Source organism: Hyunsoonleella sp. J2K-J805 (assembly GCF_057167125.1).
In genome coordinates, this window is record NZ_CM169901.1 from 2,256,939 (window position 1) to 2,275,687 (window position 18,749).

General features: G+C 34.2%; 16 protein-coding genes. 11 read left to right on the top strand and 5 right to left on the bottom strand.

Annotation, left to right across the window (positions count from 1 at the left end; genetic code table 11):
- Positions 1-15: 15 nt before the first annotated feature.
- The 5 genes from AC1B0Z_RS10050 to AC1B0Z_RS10070 all read left to right on the top strand — a co-directional run bounded on the left by AC1B0Z_RS10050 (position 16) and on the right by AC1B0Z_RS10070 (position 6,679).
- Positions 16-873, top strand: a complete 858-nt coding sequence (locus AC1B0Z_RS10050; protein ID WP_483791854.1) for a YicC/YloC family endoribonuclease — start codon at positions 16-18, stop codon at positions 871-873.
- Positions 874-934: 61 nt separating this feature from the next.
- On the top strand, positions 935-1,525 hold the full coding sequence (gene gmk, locus AC1B0Z_RS10055) for a guanylate kinase (protein ID WP_483791855.1): 591 nt from the start codon (positions 935-937) through the stop codon (positions 1,523-1,525).
- 9 nt (positions 1,526-1,534) lie between these two features.
- Positions 1,535-2,113 (top strand): nicotinate (nicotinamide) nucleotide adenylyltransferase, encoded by a 579-nt coding sequence (gene nadD, locus AC1B0Z_RS10060; RefSeq protein ID WP_483791856.1) that lies wholly within the window; start codon positions 1,535-1,537, stop codon positions 2,111-2,113.
- A 128-nt stretch (positions 2,114-2,241) separates the two neighbouring features.
- A complete protein-coding gene (locus AC1B0Z_RS10065; protein ID WP_483791857.1) occupies positions 2,242-5,487 on the top strand; it encodes a chemotaxis protein CheB in 3,246 nt (1,081 codons plus the stop codon).
- 109 nt (positions 5,488-5,596) lie between these two features.
- Positions 5,597-6,679: an ATP-binding response regulator gene (locus AC1B0Z_RS10070; RefSeq protein ID WP_483791858.1), complete on the top strand. Its 1,083-nt coding sequence runs from the start codon at positions 5,597-5,599 to the stop codon at positions 6,677-6,679.
- A gap of 92 nt (positions 6,680-6,771) precedes the next feature.
- Here AC1B0Z_RS10070 and lysM read toward each other — a convergent pair whose 3' ends face one another.
- Both lysM and AC1B0Z_RS10080 read right to left on the bottom strand, forming a co-directional pair.
- The gene (gene lysM / locus AC1B0Z_RS10075; RefSeq protein WP_483791859.1) at positions 6,772-7,257 is read right to left on the bottom strand and encodes a peptidoglycan-binding protein LysM; all 486 of its coding nucleotides are present in this window, start codon (positions 7,255-7,257) and stop codon (positions 6,772-6,774) included.
- Between the two features lie 268 nt (positions 7,258-7,525).
- On the bottom strand, positions 7,526-8,467 hold the full coding sequence (locus AC1B0Z_RS10080) for a nicotinic acid mononucleotide adenyltransferase (RefSeq protein ID WP_483791860.1): 942 nt from the start codon (positions 8,465-8,467) through the stop codon (positions 7,526-7,528).
- 129 nt (positions 8,468-8,596) lie between these two features.
- On the opposite strand from AC1B0Z_RS10080, the gene AC1B0Z_RS10085 reads away from it, so the two are divergent.
- Positions 8,597-9,598 carry an NAD(P)H-dependent glycerol-3-phosphate dehydrogenase gene (locus AC1B0Z_RS10085; protein ID WP_483791861.1) on the top strand — a complete coding sequence of 334 codons (1,002 nt, stop codon included), beginning with the start codon at positions 8,597-8,599 and terminating at the stop codon, positions 9,596-9,598.
- 224 nt (positions 9,599-9,822) lie between these two features.
- Here AC1B0Z_RS10085 and AC1B0Z_RS10090 read toward each other — a convergent pair whose 3' ends face one another.
- Positions 9,823-10,218 (bottom strand): hypothetical protein, encoded by a 396-nt coding sequence (locus tag AC1B0Z_RS10090; RefSeq protein WP_483791862.1) that lies wholly within the window; start codon positions 10,216-10,218, stop codon positions 9,823-9,825.
- A 76-nt stretch (positions 10,219-10,294) separates the two neighbouring features.
- Here AC1B0Z_RS10090 and AC1B0Z_RS10095 point away from each other — a divergent pair, with 76 nt between their 5' ends.
- The 3 genes from AC1B0Z_RS10095 to AC1B0Z_RS10105 all read left to right on the top strand — a co-directional run bounded on the left by AC1B0Z_RS10095 (position 10,295) and on the right by AC1B0Z_RS10105 (position 12,375).
- Positions 10,295-11,017, top strand: a complete 723-nt coding sequence (locus AC1B0Z_RS10095; RefSeq protein WP_483791863.1) for a hypothetical protein — start codon at positions 10,295-10,297, stop codon at positions 11,015-11,017.
- Positions 11,010-11,456, top strand: coding sequence for a pyridoxamine 5'-phosphate oxidase family protein (locus tag AC1B0Z_RS10100; RefSeq protein ID WP_483791864.1), 447 nt, complete (start codon positions 11,010-11,012; stop codon positions 11,454-11,456). Before AC1B0Z_RS10095 ends, AC1B0Z_RS10100 begins: the two co-directional genes overlap by 8 nt.
- Before the next feature lie 229 nt (positions 11,457-11,685).
- On the top strand, positions 11,686-12,375 hold the full coding sequence (locus tag AC1B0Z_RS10105; RefSeq protein WP_483791865.1) for a DUF6090 family protein: 690 nt from the start codon (positions 11,686-11,688) through the stop codon (positions 12,373-12,375).
- A gap of 183 nt (positions 12,376-12,558) precedes the next feature.
- Here AC1B0Z_RS10105 and pheS read toward each other — a convergent pair whose 3' ends face one another.
- The gene (gene pheS, locus AC1B0Z_RS10110) at positions 12,559-13,578 is read right to left on the bottom strand and encodes a phenylalanine--tRNA ligase subunit alpha (RefSeq protein ID WP_483791866.1); all 1,020 of its coding nucleotides are present in this window, start codon (positions 13,576-13,578) and stop codon (positions 12,559-12,561) included.
- 165 nt (positions 13,579-13,743) lie between these two features.
- Positions 13,744-15,084 carry a dGTP triphosphohydrolase gene (gene dgt / locus AC1B0Z_RS10115; RefSeq protein WP_483791867.1) on the bottom strand — a complete coding sequence of 447 codons (1,341 nt, stop codon included), beginning with the start codon at positions 15,082-15,084 and terminating at the stop codon, positions 13,744-13,746.
- A gap of 162 nt (positions 15,085-15,246) precedes the next feature.
- On the opposite strand from dgt, the gene AC1B0Z_RS10120 reads away from it, so the two are divergent.
- Both AC1B0Z_RS10120 and AC1B0Z_RS10125 read left to right on the top strand, forming a co-directional pair.
- Positions 15,247-15,633: a carboxypeptidase-like regulatory domain-containing protein gene (locus AC1B0Z_RS10120; RefSeq protein WP_483791868.1), complete on the top strand. Its 387-nt coding sequence runs from the start codon at positions 15,247-15,249 to the stop codon at positions 15,631-15,633.
- Positions 15,634-15,897: 264 nt separating this feature from the next.
- Positions 15,898-18,720 (top strand): TonB-dependent receptor, encoded by a 2,823-nt coding sequence (locus AC1B0Z_RS10125; RefSeq protein ID WP_483791869.1) that lies wholly within the window; start codon positions 15,898-15,900, stop codon positions 18,718-18,720.
- Positions 18,721-18,749 lie beyond the last annotated feature (29 nt).

Consider the following 18,749-nt stretch of genomic DNA (forward strand, 5'->3'; position numbering starts at 1 on the left):
AAAAAACGCACCTTTATGATTTATTCAATGACAGGTTATGGGAAATCTGTTTTGCAATTGCCGACCAAAAAAATTACGATTGAACTAAAATCCCTGAATAGTAAAAATCTAGACTTAAATGCTAGAATGCCTTCCATCTATAGAGAAAAAGAACTGTCTATTAGAAAACTGTTGGCCAATAAATTGGTACGTGGTAAAATAGATTTTTCCATCTATGTTGAAGCTACTGCTGAAGACACTTCTACTCAATTAAATGCTCCAGTTGTAAAGCAGTATATGTCTCAGCTGAAAAGTATTGCTGATGCAGATGATGTACAACTTTTGGAAATGGCAGTACGTTTCCCTGATGCGCTAAATACGGTAAGAGAGGAAATAGACCAGACGGAATGGGAAGCCATTGAAGGCGGTATAAATGACGCCATTGATGCATTGACCAGCCATAGATTGAATGAGGGAAAAGTGCTTGAAACTGATTTTAACAAGCGTGTTGACAGCATTGGTACTATTCTTGAAAACGTAATTGAAATGGATCCTGAGCGTGTTGATGGCGTTAGGGAGCGCCTTAAAAAAGGTGTAGAAGAGCTTAGGGAAAAATACGATGAAAATCGTTTTGAACAGGAATTGGTGTATTATATTGAAAAGTTTGACATTACCGAGGAAAAAGTGCGCTTAAAAAACCACCTTAACTATTTTACTGAATCCATTAACTCCAAAGATTCCAACGGAAAAAAACTTGGGTTTATCAGTCAGGAAATGGGTCGGGAAATTAATACCATTGGTTCAAAAAGTAACTATGCACCCATGCAGCAATTGGTAGTACAAATGAAAGACGAGCTAGAAAAAATTAAGGAACAGCTATTGAATGTATTATAAAAAATCAGCAGTATTCAGTCGCAGTTGACGGTTAAGTAGACATGTTAATATAAGTGTATTTGTGGTAAAAAAACAAGAAAAAAAACAAGGCAAACTCATTGTGTTTTCAGCACCCTCAGGTTCTGGAAAAACCACCATTGTTCGGCACCTATTAGATATTGAGGACTTAAACCTAGAGTTTTCAATATCTGCAACCTCAAGGGATAAGCGCGGTAGTGAAATAAATGGAAAAGACTACTATTTTCTCTCGGCTAAAGAATTTAAAACCAAAATTAAAAACAATGAGTTTTTAGAATGGGAAGAGGTGTATCGTGATAATTTTTATGGTACTCTGAAAACTGAGGTGGAGCGCATTTGGGCGGAAGGGAAAAATGTGATTTTCGATATTGATGTTTCTGGTGGCCTAAGAATTAAAAGGAAATTTCCTAAGGAAACTTTAGCCGTTTTTGTGAAGCCACCGAGCATAGATGAATTAAAAATCAGATTGAAAAAACGCAAAACCGAGAACGAGGACAAAATAAATATGCGCGTAGCAAAAGCTTCTGCTGAATTAGCCACAGCCCCATTATTTGATACTATTATTGTTAATGATAATTTAGAAAGTGCCCTAAAAGAAGCAGAAGAAAAAGTAAGCAAATTCATTAATTCCTAAGCTTAACGGATGAAAATTGGTTTATATTTTGGTTCTTTCAACCCCATTCATGTTGGCCATTTGGTTATAGGAAACCACATAGCTGAATTTAGCGATTTAGACCAGGTTTGGTTTGTAGTAACACCACATAATCCTTTCAAAAAAAAGAGTTCGCTTTTAGATAACTATCAACGACTAGAAATGGTGTATCAGGCCACAAAAGATTACCCCAAATTAAAACCTAGTGATATTGAATTTAACTTGCCTCAACCCAACTATACAATAAACACACTGGCTTACTTACAGGAGAAGTATCTTGATAACAAGTTTGCTTTAATTATGGGTGAGGACAACTTAAAAAGCTTTCATAAGTGGAAAAACTATGAGGTTATTTTAGAAAATCATCACATATATGTGTACCCAAGAATTTCTGAAAGCACCATAGAAACTCAATTCCATAATCATGAAAAAGTACATTTTGTCAACGCACCCATTATGCAAATATCTTCTACATTCATAAGAAAATCTATTAAAGAAGGTAAAAATGTGCAACCTATGTTACCACATTTTGCTTGGGAATATTTGGATGAAATGAATTTTTATAAATAAATATGAGTACCCTATCCTCCTAAAAGTACTTTTATCGATATTTTCTAGCTTTTAATTTTTTTCTTTCAAAAATCAGTCTTTATGTATGAAAATTCACTAACTTCGGTTTTTGATTACATATTTTCACGATGAAGAAAGATCCCAACTTGTATGTTGTGGGTATTGGTGCTTCAGCTGGTGGTTTGGATGCTATACAAACCCTTTTTGATCACGTTCCCGACAACACTGGTATGGCATTTATAATCATTCAACATCTCTCACCTGATTTTAAAAGCTTAATGCCCGAGCTGCTTAGTAAGCATACTAGCATGCCCATTTACACCGCAAAAGACAAGCAGACCATCAAACCTAACTGCATTTATCTAAATCAGCGCAATAAAAACTTACACATAAAGGGCAGGAAACTTTATCTGTTAGATAAAGGTCCTAAACATAACTTAAATCTACCTATAGATATCTTTTTTCATACTCTGGGAGAAGAATATAAGGAAAAAGCGTTTGGTGTTATCTTATCTGGAACAGGGTCTGATGGCTCTAGGGGTATTCGAACAATCAAGGAAGGAGGTGGTACTATATTAGTGCAAGACCCTATTTCTGCTCAGTTTGATGGTATGCCAAATTCGGCAATACTTACAAACACTGTAGATTATATTTTAAATCCAGAAGGCATTGCAGAGGTATTCTATAAAAAACCAATAAACAGACCATTACTTACCGCCGATAATTCTTTAGAAAACAAATCAACTAATGAATCTCTTATTAATGATATTTTAACCATTATATACAGATTCTCTGGTATTGATTTTAGAGAATATAAAAAGAATACATTACTACGAAGGTTAGAAAAGCGCATGCATATCAATAATATTGAATACTTATTTGATTATGCCACATTTTTAGCAAGTAATAAAAATGAAAAACAAGCATTAAAGGAAGATTTTTTAATTGGTGTTACCCGTTTTTTTAGAGATACCGAAGCTTTTGAAGAATTAAAGAAAATCGTAATACCTAGCATTTGTAAATCTAAAACAGTTAATGAAACTATTAGAGTTTGGATTCCTGGATGTTCTACTGGTGAAGAGGTTTATTCGATTGCCATTTTAATTGATGATTACATCAGCACACACAAGCTAAACCTTGATTTTAAAATTTTTGCAACCGATATTGACCCTAGAGGATTAGCAATTGCAGGTATAGGAAGTTATCACATCAACATTGTAAACGAAATAGACAAGCAGTATCTAGATCACTATTTTGTAAAAACTGGCGATAAAATTCAAATAATAAAACGTATACGGGAAAAAATTGTATTCTCTAGTCATAACCTAATCAAAGATCCGCCATTTATACGAATGGATCTTATTTCTTGTAGAAACTTACTTATTTATTTAGATAGTAAAATTCAGAAAAAAGTACTGCTCAATTTTCAATTTGCACTAAATCAATATTCTTATTTGTTTTTAGGAAACAGTGAATCTCTTGGTGCCGCTGCTTCTTACTTTAAGGTTTTGGACGTAAAATGGAAAATTTATCAAAATGTATCGGCTACAAAACATATTCCTTCCCAAGCTAATCCTTCGGAAAGGGTAGCCACTTTAAATTATAAAAGCCCTGTACTACCAAAAACCGTAAAACAATATAGGGTAAAAGAGAACCCTGAAACAATTTATCATAGATATTTGAGCAAGAAGTACAGTCCTGCTTCAATATTTATTGACAAAGATTACAACATTCTTTTTATTAAAGGAAATGCTGGGAAACGATTATCCCACAACGAAGGTGTTTTCGAAAAAAACTTACTTAAAATCGTAAACCCAGACATAGCGGCTATAATAAGAAACGGTATAAGAAGATTAAAAACCGAAGATAAAGATGTAATTATAAAAGATATAATTAACAAAAGTGAAAACCAAAACTTTAGTTTCGATCTCACGTTTCACAAGCCTATTTCATCTAACGATCTTGAAAACTGTTATCTAATTGAGTTTAGTGATGACAAAGCAATTACAAAAAGTAGCCCCGTATTAATTAAAAATATTGATGTTGATGAAATATCCAATCAGCGTTTGGGAGATTTAGAAAATGAACTAAAGGTTGTTAAAACAGAATTACAAAATGCCATTGAAGAACTTGAGACCAGTAACGAGGAGCTACAGTCTTCCAATGAAGAGCTTATGGCGTCTAACGAAGAGCTTCAAAGTACCAATGAGGAGTTGCAATCTGTAAACGAGGAACTTTATACGGTTAACTCTGAAATGCAGGAAAAAAACAAAGAATTAACCAATCTTAGCAACGATGTCACAAACCTTTTGGACAATACTGAAATAGCCACACTTTTTCTTGATACAGATTTACGCATTAGAAAGTTTACACCAGCTCTTAAAGAGGTTTTTAATTTACGTGAGGAAGATTTGGGTAGACCATTATCTAGTTTTACTTCTAATTTTGAAGAAGACATTAGAGCCATGATAATTGATGATGCCAAAATTGTCCTAGAAAAGCTAACAACAATTGAAAAACAACTGAGAGATAAAGACAAAAATTACTATTTGTTTAGGGCAAGCCCTTTTATTACTTCAAACAAAACTATTAATGGCGTTGTTGTTACACTTAACAACATCAATAAATTGAAAGAAATTGAGAATGAACTTAGGATTACTGAACAACGATTTAAAAATCTCTTTGAACATTTAAATGAAGGGTTCTTACATGCCGAAATTATTACAAATAAGAAAAACGACCCAATAGATTGGAGATATATAAGTGTAAATCCAGCTTATGAAAAACTCATTGGATTAAAGACGGAAGAGTTAGTTGGCAATCGATTATTAGATATTTTACCATACATAAAAGACGACCCATCAGATTGGATTACTACGTTTGGTGAAACTGCAATTTCTGGAAAAGAGCAACACATTGCTGATTATACCGCACAAAACGGAAAACACTACCACGTTCAACTTTTTTCACCAGCAAAAGGAGAATTTGCGGCAACCTTTGCAGATATCACGGAGTTGATGAACAAAACCGCGGCACTATCTAAAAGTGAAGCTGAATTAATGCGTATACAAGAAATTACTCATGTAGGTAGTTGGTATTTAGATTTAGCCACAAATGAAGTGTTCTGGACACTCGAATTATACAAAATGTACGGATTTGATCCGTCATTACCTCCGCCAGATTATACAAAACATGCGAAACTTTTTACTAAGGAAAGCTGGAAAACCCTTTCTGAAGCTGTTGAAACAACAAGAACAACAGGAATTCCATACGAATTAGAACTTAACATGATTCGAGAAAATGGAGAAAATGGATGGTTATGGGCACAAGGTGAGGCTGTAAAGGATGATGGGGGGGCAAATTATTGGCCTTAGAGGTGCTGCCCAAGATGTAACGCAACAAAAACTAAATCAAGAAGAACTTATAAAAGCGAAGAAAGTTGCTGAGGATGCCAATAACCATAAAAACTATTTCTTAGCAAATATGAGCCATGAAATAAGGACGCCAATGAATGGTGTTCTTGGGTTTTCTGAACTTCTTAAAAATGACAAATTAACTCAAAAAGAGCGTTTAAAATATCTAGAAATAATAGATAGTAATTCAAAACAACTTTTAAATCTCATAGATGATATTATTGACATAGCGAAAATAGAATCCAATGAAATCAAGATTGCTTTTAAAGAATGTCATGTCCCTAATCTCATAAAAAATTTAGAAATAACTTATAATCAGCTCAAGCTTGCTAAATTAAAAAAGCACATTACATTTTCTACTCATATCCCAGAAGAGTATGGTGATTTAACGATTGTTACAGACCCCCATAGGTTACAACAAGTGATATCTAACCTTTTGAATAATTCATTAAAATTTTCTGAAAAAGGTGAGATCTCGTTCGGTTATGAAGTTGAAGGTGGAAATATAAAGTTTTTTGTAAAAGATGAAGGCATCGGTATTCAAAAAAACAAACAGATCGAAATATTTGAACGCTTTAAACAAATAAATTATGACAATAATGCCAAATATGGCGGTACAGGTTTAGGTTTAGCTATATGTAAAGGTATAATAGAATTACTTGGAGGAGATATCTCATTAAAATCTAAGTTAAATAAAGGCACTCTATTTGAGTTTACATTACCATTAAAACAAAAATTAAAGAAAAAAAAGCAAATTGTAGTTAAGTCTAAAAACGATAATCTCTTTCTAAAGAATAAAACAATTTTAATCGCAGAGGATGATGCATTAATTAAACTATTATTTCAAATAGTTTTAAAAAATACTGGAGCCAACTTACTCTTTGCTGAAACTGGTAAAATCGCAGTAAATACTTATAAACAGACACCTCATATTGATATTGTTTTACTGGATATTAGAATGCCTGAAATGAATGGGATTGATGCGTTAGAAAAAATTTTAGAAATCAATCCTGAGGCTAAAATAATAATGCAAACAGCTTATGTAATGCCTGATGAAAAAGTAAAATGCTTCAACAAAGGTGCGGTTGACTTTTTATCTAAACCACTTGTTAAAGAAGAACTTTTTGAAACACTGAATAAATGGATTAATTAGTTTTAATGTACTGCAAACGGTTTCAGTGTAAATAAATAAAAAAACCAACTCTTTCAAGTTGGTTTTCATAACATAAAATATGTAGGATGTTTTTAGTCTAAGGCAGGAATGCGCAATACTTGCCCAGGATAAATTTTATCAGGGTCAGTAAGCATTGGCTTGTTCGCTTCAAATATAACAGGATATTTCATAGCATTGCCATAATAGGTTTTTGCAATCTTTCCTAATGTGTCTCCACTAACAACGGTGTGGAATTGGGCTTCTGGCTCAACATTTTCAACAGTCATTTGGTCATCTACAAAAGCAATACCGTTAGAGTTTCCAACTACTAATATTACTTTTTCTTTTGTAGCTTGATCGTAAGCCACACCACTTATAGTTGCTGTTTCATCATCTATATACACATTTAGCCCTTCAACCTGTAATTGTAAATCGTTAATTGTTTCTTCTAATTTTTGAGCAGCTAATTGTTCTAATTTAAGCTCTTTTGCCGCTGCCTCTGCAGCTTCCTCGGCATCTGTCTTCCCGATACCAAAAACTTTTGCTCCTGCATTTTTAATGAATGAAAATAATCCCATTTTAATTTATTTTAAGGGTTAATGATTTATTTTATGTCGCTTTTAAAGCTACACATTTTTTAGACACAATAATAACTTTGATGTCACATAATTAAGCATAAAAACAGAAACCGCCTAAAGCTACATGCTTTAAACGGTTTCTAAACTAAATAACCAACCAAAATTTTTAGTGAAACTCAAATTTGCATGGTTTGAAAAACCAATTGCAAATTTGTTTAGTTGAACTAATCCCGCCCCAAGGCGGGATCTCACTTCATATATTTTTAAATTATATCCTTGAACTTTCTCTAGGGTTCTCTTTACGTTCGCTTTTGAACTTACGCTTTTTCTCTTTTTTGCCTGAAGACTTATCTTTTGTGTTATCAGACTTTAAATATTGTATGTATCCTCTTCCTTGAAATTCGTATACAGTTTCAGATGAAGGATGAAACAATGCTATGGTTCCGTCATCTATAACGCTCAATTCGAAAAATTCATTGTCAAAGAAATCATAATCTAATGTTAAAATTTTCAAGAAATCATTATTAACAACATCTGAAACACCATAAACTCCTGTATAGTCCCAAATTAAATTATTAGGGTTGAAACCTAAATTATCTTGAGAGCTTCTGAACTCAGAGTCGTTTCCTCCAGCTAAAAACTGCAAGTAATTCTCATTGTCAAACTCGTTTATTGCACCCATTTCACTGGTATATGTTTTCTCCCACGCTTCATACTCCTGCAAGAAGTAATGGATATTATCGTAGAACAAAAAATCATAATCAAAATTTCTACGCTGATAACCTTCCAGAAAATAAGACGTATCAGTATTTGGATTGTATAGTTCTATTGTATTGCCATCAACAACAAACACATCAAACGTTACAAACCCGTCAATATCGTGGTTTACATCCAAAATCATATTATAAGCATCATACGATGCTACATCTATACCAAACCCATCACCACTGCTCCCAATACCTACCAAATTATTGTTAGCATAAACTACACCATTAATAAAAGACACAGTAAAAGCTTTTTGTAAAAAAGGCACCTCGCCAAATCCAACAGTTTGATTAATATCCACGTACCAAAGTTCGTGTGAAGTAAGCACTTGATTTGCTGTTATTATCGGCTCGTCTACAAAGTCATCAACGATAACCTCTGTATAACAAGATGTAAAAAGTGTTGACATCAACACAACGCTAAAAAGTAATTTTGCAGTCTTCATAATCTTTCATTTAAGGGTTATTACATATGCGGTTTCAAACAGCATGCCAAAAAATATGGCTACATAATGAGATGCTTAGTTTTTCTTTATTTTACGTACTTTTGAAAGACAAATAATTTTTTAGTTTTTATGAATAAACCTTTAAAGTATGCCGTTTTTGGAGCAGGAAGTTGGGCTACTGCAATCGTTAAAATGCTTAGCGAAAACTTAGATGAAATTGGTTGGTATATGCGCAGCGTGTATACTAAAGAGCATCTGCTAAGAGAACAACATAACCCTAATTATTTAAGTTCGGTAGAGTTTCATTTAGAACAGCTAAAATTAAGTAATGATATTAACGAAATGGCAGATTGGGCTGATGTTCTTATTTTCGTTATCCCATCTGCATTTATCCATACCGAACTAGAAAAATTAACCGTCGATATCTCTGGTAAAACTGTTGTTTCAGCAGTTAAAGGCATTGTTCCCGAAACAGGTTTATTAGTTGGAGAACACTTTAACGAACATTATAACGTACCATTTGAAAGTATTGCGGTTATCGCTGGCCCATGCCATGCCGAGGAAGTAGCATTGGAACGTCTATCTTATCTCACTATTTCTTGTTGGGACGCCAAAAAAGCACAGCAGATTGCCGATAGTTTAACTAGCGACTATATAAACACCAAAATAAGCGACGATGTAATTGGTGTGGAGTATGGCGTAATGCTCAAAAATATTTACGCGATTGCCGCTGGAATTGCACATGGATTAGGTTATGGCGATAATTTTCAGAGTATTTTAATGAGCAATGCCATAAGGGAAATGAAACGCTACATTAAAAAAGTTCATAAAATGAAACGTAACATCAATAACTCGGCTTACTTGGGCGATTTATTGGTTACGGGGTACTCAACATTTTCTAGAAACCGCATGTTTGGAAATATGATAGGCAAGGGCTACACTGTAAAATCTGCGCAAATGGAAATGAGCATGGTGGCTGAAGGGTTTTATGCCACAAAAAGCGCCTATGAAATGAATGAGCAGAATGAAAAAAAGGCTGATACACCAATAATTGATGCCGTTTACGACATACTTTACCAAAATAAAAATCCGAAAAAAGTATTTAAAAAATTAACCGAGAAGTTAGATTAAAAAGCCTCCTATTACTCCTCCAAAAAAGAAGAACACTCACTGTAAATTAATCTTTAATACTTTTATTGGGGCGTTACCCTCCTAAGGTCGGGTCGGGATTTGAGTTTATCCTGAGCAGAGTCGAAGGGCTATATCATTTTGCTATTATGGCTTCGAGAACCTCAGCCCCCATATCAACAAGGATGCCGCTTAAATCTCTAACGCGCACCTGTTTGCTAACATTTTTACTTTACCAAAACACCTTTTACCTTCATTAACGGTATGGTTTGTAACGCTATTTGGTTAATTGTATTTTTTCTAAAAACATAAGTCTTGTCCAACATTTGCTTGCCTTCAAAAAAGGATACCTTAAAACTATTATTAAGCACAAATAAATCTTCTTGTAATAGCTCTATTTTGGCATAGCTTTTCGCAGGAAGTGTATCAATACGCTTTCTAAAAACAGCTGTTTTCTTAGTTTCAGAATACCCCTCAGATACAATAATAACCATCTCTAAATCAACGTTCTTATCGTTTATAATGTAAGCGTTCCAATCCTGTGATTTATAAGCAGCATTATATTCATTTACAACAGCTATATAAACATCTTCAACTTTAGGGATTTCTATATCTTTTTTCAATCTTGAATAATTTAAAGCGCAAAAATAATTTAATTCGCAAAGTTTATGTAATTTTAAAAAAATTCAATCTTTATTCATGGTACAATCTTCGTTTTTTAAACCTGCATTACTTATTCTTTTTTTAAGTTTTAATATCGTAGTATTTGCTCAAAATTCTAATGAAAAAGCAATAAATATTGCTAACAAAGTAGTTGAAGCTATGGGCGGACAAGAAAATTACAACAATACCAAATTTATACAATGGGATTTTGCCAAACGTAAATTGTATTGGAATAAATGGACGGGTGACGTAAGGGTTGAAAGCCCTAAAGATTCCTTAGTTGTTTTGGTAAACATCAATACACTTCAAGGCAAAGTTTTTAAAAATGATAAATTACTTGATAACAACGCCGCTAAAAAATGGCTTACTAAAGGCAAAAACTGGTGGATTAACGATTCTTACTGGTTAGTTATGCCATGGAAATTACAAGACCCTGGCGTTACCCTAAAACACGTAAAATCAGAACAACTAGAAAACGGAAATACGGCAGATGTATTGCAGCTTACCTTTAACGAAGTCGGTGTAACACCCGATAACAAATATTACGTTTATGTAGACCAGACGGATCATCTGATAAAACAATGGGCGTTTTTTCCAAATTTTAACGATGAAACCCCAAGATTTACAATGCCATGGGATAATTATCAAAAAGCAGGAAATATTTTATTATCCTTTAATAGAAGTGATTTTGGACCAAAAAATGTAGTTGTAAAACAAGAGTTTGATGAAAGGCTTTTCACAGATTTAGCGCATGAATGATGATATTAAAAAATACATCCATCAAAGTGTGTTGTGCTGGTTAGCCACGGTTTCAAAAGACAACATTCCCAATGTTTCTCCAAAAGAAGTATTTGCATACTATAAAGACAACTCCATAATTATAGGTAATATTTCATCGCCACAATCCATAAACAATGTAAAGCAAAACCCTAATGTTTGTGTGAGCTTTATAGATGTTTTAGTACAAAAAGGCTACCAGCTGGTTGGTGAGGCCTCAATTATTGCAAAGCGTGATCCGCTTTTCGGCGACATGGAACGTATTCTGAACGTTATTACCGAAGGTAAATTCCCTATTTCTGGTATTTTTAAAATTGATGTAAAAAGTGCTAAACCCATTATTGCACCACGGTATATTTTGTATCCTGAAACTACAGAGGAAGAACAGATTGCGATTGCTAAAAAGGTTTATGGATTATAAAAAGGCCTTCTAGTGAGAAATTAGAAACTTGACTTCGCGAAAAAATTCAACTAACTTCGTTAACGGCAGATATAAGTCCCTTGTGCTGAGCTTGTCGAAGTATTAAAACGGCGCATATCCGTGATTTCGTTGTGCTTCATTATCCAGAAATCGTGTTAATTAATTATCCTACCTTTCTAGAAACTATTAACCAATGATAAAATTCTTTAGAAAAATTCGCTATGACCTTATGGAGAAAAACAAAACAGGCAAATACCTAAAATATGCGATTGGCGAAATTATCCTCGTTGTTATTGGAATTTTAATTGCTTTAAGTATTAATAACTGGAATGATGAAACCAAAAATAATGCGAAATCTGTAAATTATATTAATAGATTAATTGCAGATATATCGAAAGACACAACTACAATAAATACACAAATAAAACTGGGTGTTAAATATGAAAAGATCTATAAAGGTTATTTTGAGTTTTTAAAACAAGGAAATATTAAACCAAAACATTTAAAGGATAGCATCGATGTATTTCCACAGAATTGGGAGATGTTAGATTTTACCCAAACGACATATAATGAATTAATTTCATCGGGGAATTTTGATGTTATTAATGAAAAGAAAAGAATTGCTCTAATAGAATATTATGATTTATCAGAATCATTTAAAAACATGATTAACGACAAAAAACACCTTATTGTTAAAGAAGATACTACTGCAAAAAAATATTTAGACGCCCAAACTGTTATTCAGACTAGTTTTTATAAATCTATTAATCATGTTCCAAGCGATGCATATATTGCCCAAGGTCTGAAGCATAGGCACAATGCTATAGAAATGAACTACGAAATTATTTACGTGTTTAAAGTTTTGTATCCAATGCTTATTGAAAAAGCTAAAAAAACTATTGCTATTCTAAAAGAATGACAAATTTTGAATTATTAAATAAAAATAACGAAAGCACAACACCGTGTATAATTCATTGCTAGTTATAGCCTACTTACGAAAGTCCTTGCGGACTTTCTATCTGTGATTTATTTGCTTACTTTAGTGCTTAAACACGCAACGAAATCATACACAAACACGTTAACGAAACTTCAAAAACATCCTTTACAAAGCACTCTTAAACTGCTCCAAGAACCTGACATCATTTTCACTCAACAAACGAATATCACTGATTTGATGAAGTAATAAAGCAATACGGTCAATACCCATTCCGAAGGCAAAACCAGAGTATTCTTTTGAATCGATACCACAGTTTTCCAATACATTCGGGTCTACCATACCGCAACCCATAATTTCCAGCCAACCTGTACCTTTGGTCATTTTATAGTCGGTTTCGGTTTCTAAGCCCCAATATACATCTACCTCGGCACTAGGCTCAGTAAAGGGAAAGTAACTTGGACGTAAGCGTATTTTACTTTTACCAAACATTTCAGTAGTGAAGTGTTGCAAGGTTTGCTTTAAATCGGCAAAACTCACATCCTTATCAATGTACAAACCTTCCACCTGATGGAAAAAACAGTGCGAACGTGCCGAAATAGCTTCATTTCTATACACACGACCGGGAGAAATGGTCCTGATAGGTGGTGTATTGTTTTCCATATATCGCACCTGTACCGAACTGGTGTGTGTACGTAATAACACATCAGGATTGGTTTGAATAAAAAATGTATCCTGCATATCGCGTGCTGGATGATGTTCAGGTAAGTTTAAGGCTGTAAAGTTGTGCCAGTCGTCCTCAATTTCAGGCCCTTCGCTCACATTAAAACCTATACGCGAAAAAATATCGATAATTTGATTCTTAACGATAGAAATTGGATGACGCGCACCTATTTCAATAGGTTGCCCTGGGCGAGATAAATCACCGTAAACACCTTTTACCTCTTCTTTATCTTCAAGTTCGGCCTTTAATGTATTTACTTTGTCCTCAGCTGTTTTTTTGAGCTTGTTGATAGTTTGACCAAATTCTTTTTTCTGGTCGTTCGCTACATTTTTAAACTCGGCAAAGTATTGGTTTAATAAGCCTTTTTTGCCTAAATATTTTATACGAAATGCTTCAACCTCTTCTTTTGTTTGTGCTTTAAAAGCCTCGGCTTCCGCTATAAGCTCTTGTATTTTATCTATCATAATAGCCTTAAAATGATGGCAAATTTAATCAATTTATCGGGATTCGCGTTAGGGATTGAGGCATTTGTTGAAGCTCCTCGACGCAGGAGAGAGCGACTGCCGATAGCCCGACCCCTCTTGCCCTGAGCTTGTCGAAGGGTGGGGTAACGTCCAAATAATTATTACCTAAAATGTAACACCTTCAATCTTTTTAAAATTCTTTATAGCTTTGCTATCGGAGAGTAAAGACACATAATGACATACTGCTAACAATCTTTCGTACAAACTTGGAGCATCGAAATTAATTGTATCTGGAAGGCGCTGTAAAATAAGCTTGTCGTAGTTTGACGCATTACCTTTAAAACTGTTGTTTACCGCACTGGTATAAACCGTTAGTAGTTTATTGATAATTTGATAACCAGCAATTTCTTTATCTACCACCTCTTCAGAATGATAAATATTTTCAATACTTATTTTGATGATATCTTTTATTTGAGCTTCAAATTTGCTTTTATCTAAAAGGGCAACATCAAAAGTGCCACTTAAAATGGCATCTTCATGTTTCATAAAAATATCTACAGCATCATTGATAAGTGCACCAATGGCTAAGGCACGGAGATACCCTATACGGTCTTCTCTTGTAGCCAAAGCATAATAATTCTCTGGTTTAATATTGTCTCTTATTACTTTTGAGAGGTATTCTAGAGCATACTCTTCTGGAATAAGCCCAAGATTAATCCCATCTTCAAAATCGATGATGGTGTAACAAATATCATCCGCTGCTTCCACTAAATATGCCAATGGGTGGCGTGTGTAACTTAGATGATCTTTACTTCGTTTGGCAAGTCCTAATTCCTCTGCAACATCTTGAAATGCCTCTTTTTCAGCTTGGAAAAAACCATATTTTTTGTCGACTATGTGCTTCGTTGGTCTTTTTGGCAACGATTCCTTCGGATATTTTGTGAAAGCCCCAAGTGTTGCATAGCTTAAACGTAATCCGCCATTACGCCCTGCTCTGCTTTGAGTAAGTATTTTAAATCCATTGGCGTTACCTTCAAAATCACAAAGGTCCTGATATTCTTTGTCAGGCAATTGGTCTTTATATTGTTTGCCCACACCTGTTTTAAAAAACTCGCCTATTGATTTTTCACCTGAATGCCCAAAAGGTGGATTCCCAATATCATGTGCCAACGCCGCAGCGGCTACTATCGCTCCAAAATCGTTAGCTTGATACCCATGAACATTTTGCAAATGCGGGTGTTTTTCCAGTATTTTCTGTCCTACTTTACGACCTAAAGAACGCCCAACGACACTAACCTCTAAACTATGTGTTAGTCGGGTATGTACAAAATCGGTTTGCGACAATGGAATTACCTGTGTTTTATCTTGCAGGCTCCTAAATTCTTGCGAAAAGATGATACGGTCGTAATCTACCTCGAAGCCCAAACGGGTTTCGTCCTGTTCTTTTCTAAGTCTTTTATTGGTGTCGCCAAAGCGTTTTAAGGAGAGGAGTTGTTCCCAGTTCATAATTAAAACATATAATGAGGCAAGATAAATGTTTTCATTCAAAAAATCTCATGAAAATCTCTTAACATTAGGGTAACATTTTGGTCATTTAAGATTAATACTTTGGTAACATCTTAATTACATAAGCGTCTTTTATTTGTACCAAATAAAATTCTAGACAGAATGATTAAATACGTTTTAAGTTTCATGTTTTTATTTTCCGCATTATCTGTTAGTGCGCAAGACGGAATGATTAATGGAAAAATTACCGATGCTGAAGAAGGTAACAATCCTTTACTTTTTGCAAAAGTAACTATTAAAGAAACTGGCGATAAAGTGATGACCGATGAAACTGGTGCTTTTAAATTTGAAAACGTAAAAGATGGTACTTATACTTTGGTTTGCAGTTTTACTGGATATGAAACGAAAGAAATTAAAGCTGAAGTAGACAACTCAAAAAACATAGACGCTATTACATTAGCATTAGGCGCAAGCAGCTTATCACTGGACGACTTGACTTTGGTATATGCCTCTACAAATCAAAAAGATAATACGGTAAAAAACAACTAGAACTTTTTAGTTAAGATATTTAAAAGCCCTTTTTTCAAATGCAAAAAGGGTTTTTCTTTTTTAGGCTATCTATTACCAATAACCGCTATTTTACTTGAGAACAACTTGTTCTTGTTCCAATGTTAACTAACCGTAAACTTTTATACAAAAAAGCCTGTTTTAGGTAACATTAACCTAACGCTTTTATTACAGTTCTTTAATCGTCAGGTAACACAATATTTACAAAACGGTGGTTTCTTTGCGCCAAGAAATTTAAATGAAATAATGAGACATTTTTTACTATTATTACTACTCTTTACATCGGTTGCTTTTAATGCGCAAACTGGTTCTGTTAAAGGAAAATTAACAGATAAAGAATATAATAATGAGCCTTTAGCGTTTGCAAACGTTTTAATAAAAGGCACTACTAAAGGTACTACTTCTGACTTTGATGGTTTATACGAAATTGCCGATTTGGATGCTGGTACTTATAAACTAGTTTTTAGTTTTGTGGGTTATGAAACTCAGGAAATTGCAGTAACTATTACTGCTGGAGAAACAATTATACTTAATGTGGATATGGCAGCTAGTGCCGCTTCTTTAGACGAAGTTATTATCCAAGCAGAAACTAAACGTGAAAGCGAAACTGCCTTACTACTCGAACAAAAAAATGCAGTTGTTCAGAAACAAAGCATTGGTGCGCAGGAGCTTTCTCGTAAAGGGGTTAGTGATGCTGCTGGGGCAGTAACTAAAATATCTGGTATCTCAAAACAAGAAGGCGGTGGTAACGTTTACGTTCGTGGTCTAGGAGACCGATACTTAAATACGACTTACAACGGGCTTACGCTTCCTGCTAATGACATCGAAAAGAAGAATATGGATCTTAATCTATTTTCTTCAGATGTTATCCAGAACGTGGGGGTAAGTAAAACTTATGCTGCCAATTTTTATGGCGATTTTGCTGCTGGAAATGTAGATATCGTTTCCAAAGAACATACTGGTAATTTCTTTATAGACGCAAGTTTGGGATCAAACTTTAACTCCAATGCATTAGGTAAGAGTTTTATAAAGAGTGAAGGTACGGGATATTTTGGCTTTTACAACAGATACCGTAACAACCCTTATGCTGTTATTTTATCTCACGGTGTGGATCCTCAAGGAATTGATAGTCCAGTAGGTATTGAAGGAAGTATTTCAGGAGGAAATTCATGGGAAATTGGAGAAGAATCTCGACTAAGCGTTTTTGCAACCGCTTCTTTTGGCAGTAATTTTGAATATAGAAGAGGACAATTTGCTAACGTTACTGCCGCTGCAAACCAAATTTTTCAAGATTCAGAGGAATACGAATTTTCGCGTAATACAACTGCAATGGCAAATATTGTTTATCGTATTAATAGCGATCATAAAATAAAGTTCAACTCTTTATTTATTAATGACGCAACGGATGAAGTTGGACGTTTTGGTATTGATGGACGCGGTTATAACCGTAACACTATTGCCGATAATGATGATTTTGGGTTCTTTACTCAGAATGTTCAATTTGAACAGGATATGATTTTTGTGAATCAAATCTTAGGAAATAGCACTTTAACCGAAAAACTAAAATTAGATTATGGTGTAGGTTACAACAATGTGTTAGCGCGCCAACCAGATCGTAAGCGTATTGCACTTGAGCGTTTTGAAAACGCACTTGATAATGACCCAAATACCAATGCTATTTTCTTTAGAAATGTTGAGTTTGATAACCAACGTTACTTTCAGAATATTGAAGATAGTGAATTCAATGCTCGTGTTAATTTAAGCTACGAGAAGGCTGAAAACTTAAAGCTTAACTTTGGTTATAACGGGCGTATTAAAGAACGTACTTTCGATAACCAGAGATACGGATATGATATCATTAATCCATTTACTGAAATTGAAGACGTTAATAATTTTGACGCGTTCTTTACTTTAGAAAATCAAGGTGTTTTATACAACACTAGTGTATTCCGCCCTTTAGATCCTGCAAATGGTTTAGGCAAAGAAAATTTACCTGGTAGATTAGAAAATGCTTATGCCGGTAATTTAAACGTACATGCATTATATGCCGATGCTGTATATAAAGCGGGTGAAAAATGGACCTTTGTTCCTGGATTACGAGTTGAGCGATTTAACCAAGAAATTAGTTATGATGTAATTAACCTTTCGTTTAATAATCCTGGTAGTAACGAAGCTAACGAAACGTTTTTCTTGCCTAGTTTAAATATAAAATATGTATTAAACGAAGATCAAAACCTACGTTTTTCAGCTAGTAGAACGGTATCTAACCCAGAGTTTAAAGAAGTTGCACCGTTTGTTTATGAAAACGTAACGGATCGTATTGGTGGTAACCCCGATCTTTTAAATGATCCAGCATTTTCTACCATAATAAACCTAGACCTAAAATATGAGTGGTTTATTAATAAAGGCGAAATATTATCCATCGGCGTTTTCAATAAAACCATTAATGACCCCGTAAACCTTGTTTCGGCTAACGATGCTACAGGTACACAGCGTTTCTTTAGAACAGGAGACCGTGCAGATGTTTTTGGAATTGAGTTTGAGGCCAGAAAAGGACTTATTAAAAATGAAGATGAAGAAAATATTTTATCTGCTGGGATGAATATTACCTACACCTCAACAACACAGGACTTAAAGACTGTTTCAGGAACATTTAACACAAACTTTAACAGAGATTCAGATGAGCTTCAAGGTGCTTCACCTGTGCTTATCAATGCAGATGTAAGTTACAGCCCAACTTTTGGAGAATATAAGCCTGTTGCGAACCTAGTATTTTCTTATTTCTCAGATCGTATAGACGCATTAGGTTCTGGTCAGTTAGGAAATATTATTGAAAAAGGTGTACCAACATTAGACTTTGTATGGAAAAACACAATCACTAAGAACTTTGAAGTTAATGCAAGTATAAAAAACTTACTGAACCCCACAATAGAGCGTGTTAGAGAGAATGTATCTTTTGACCCGACATTAGCAAACGACTTAGGTGTAAACGCAGATCTTTCTGAATTCGCACTATCAAGCTACAAAAGAGGTTTAAACGCTAGTATTCAAATCAAGTATAAATTTTAAATAAAATTATAAAACCAAATATTAAATTC

Excerpts from the sequence above, each read along its gene's own strand:
- AC1B0Z_RS10050 (WP_483791854.1), top strand. The coding sequence starts at position 16 with ATGATTTATTCAATGACAGGTTATGGGAAATCTGTTTTGCAATTGCCG.
- nadD (WP_483791856.1), top strand. The coding sequence starts at position 1,535 with ATGAAAATTGGTTTATATTTTGGTTCTTTCAACCCCATTCATGTTGGC.
- AC1B0Z_RS10065 (WP_483791857.1), top strand. The coding sequence starts at position 2,242 with ATGAAGAAAGATCCCAACTTGTATGTTGTGGGTATTGGTGCTTCAGCT.
- AC1B0Z_RS10070 (WP_483791858.1), top strand. The coding sequence starts at position 5,597 with ATGAGCCATGAAATAAGGACGCCAATGAATGGTGTTCTTGGGTTTTCT.
- lysM (WP_483791859.1), bottom strand. The coding sequence starts at position 7,257 with ATGGGATTATTTTCATTCATTAAAAATGCAGGAGCAAAAGTTTTTGGT.
- AC1B0Z_RS10080 (WP_483791860.1), bottom strand. The coding sequence starts at position 8,467 with ATGAAGACTGCAAAATTACTTTTTAGCGTTGTGTTGATGTCAACACTT.
- AC1B0Z_RS10085 (WP_483791861.1), top strand. The coding sequence starts at position 8,597 with ATGAATAAACCTTTAAAGTATGCCGTTTTTGGAGCAGGAAGTTGGGCT.
- AC1B0Z_RS10095 (WP_483791863.1), top strand. The coding sequence starts at position 10,295 with ATGGTACAATCTTCGTTTTTTAAACCTGCATTACTTATTCTTTTTTTA.
- AC1B0Z_RS10100 (WP_483791864.1), top strand. The coding sequence starts at position 11,010 with ATGAATGATGATATTAAAAAATACATCCATCAAAGTGTGTTGTGCTGG.
- AC1B0Z_RS10105 (WP_483791865.1), top strand. The coding sequence starts at position 11,686 with ATGGAGAAAAACAAAACAGGCAAATACCTAAAATATGCGATTGGCGAA.
- pheS (WP_483791866.1), bottom strand. The coding sequence starts at position 13,578 with ATGATAGATAAAATACAAGAGCTTATAGCGGAAGCCGAGGCTTTTAAA.
- dgt (WP_483791867.1), bottom strand. The coding sequence starts at position 15,084 with ATGAACTGGGAACAACTCCTCTCCTTAAAACGCTTTGGCGACACCAAT.
- AC1B0Z_RS10120 (WP_483791868.1), top strand. The coding sequence starts at position 15,247 with ATGATTAAATACGTTTTAAGTTTCATGTTTTTATTTTCCGCATTATCT.
- AC1B0Z_RS10125 (WP_483791869.1), top strand. The coding sequence starts at position 15,898 with ATGAGACATTTTTTACTATTATTACTACTCTTTACATCGGTTGCTTTT.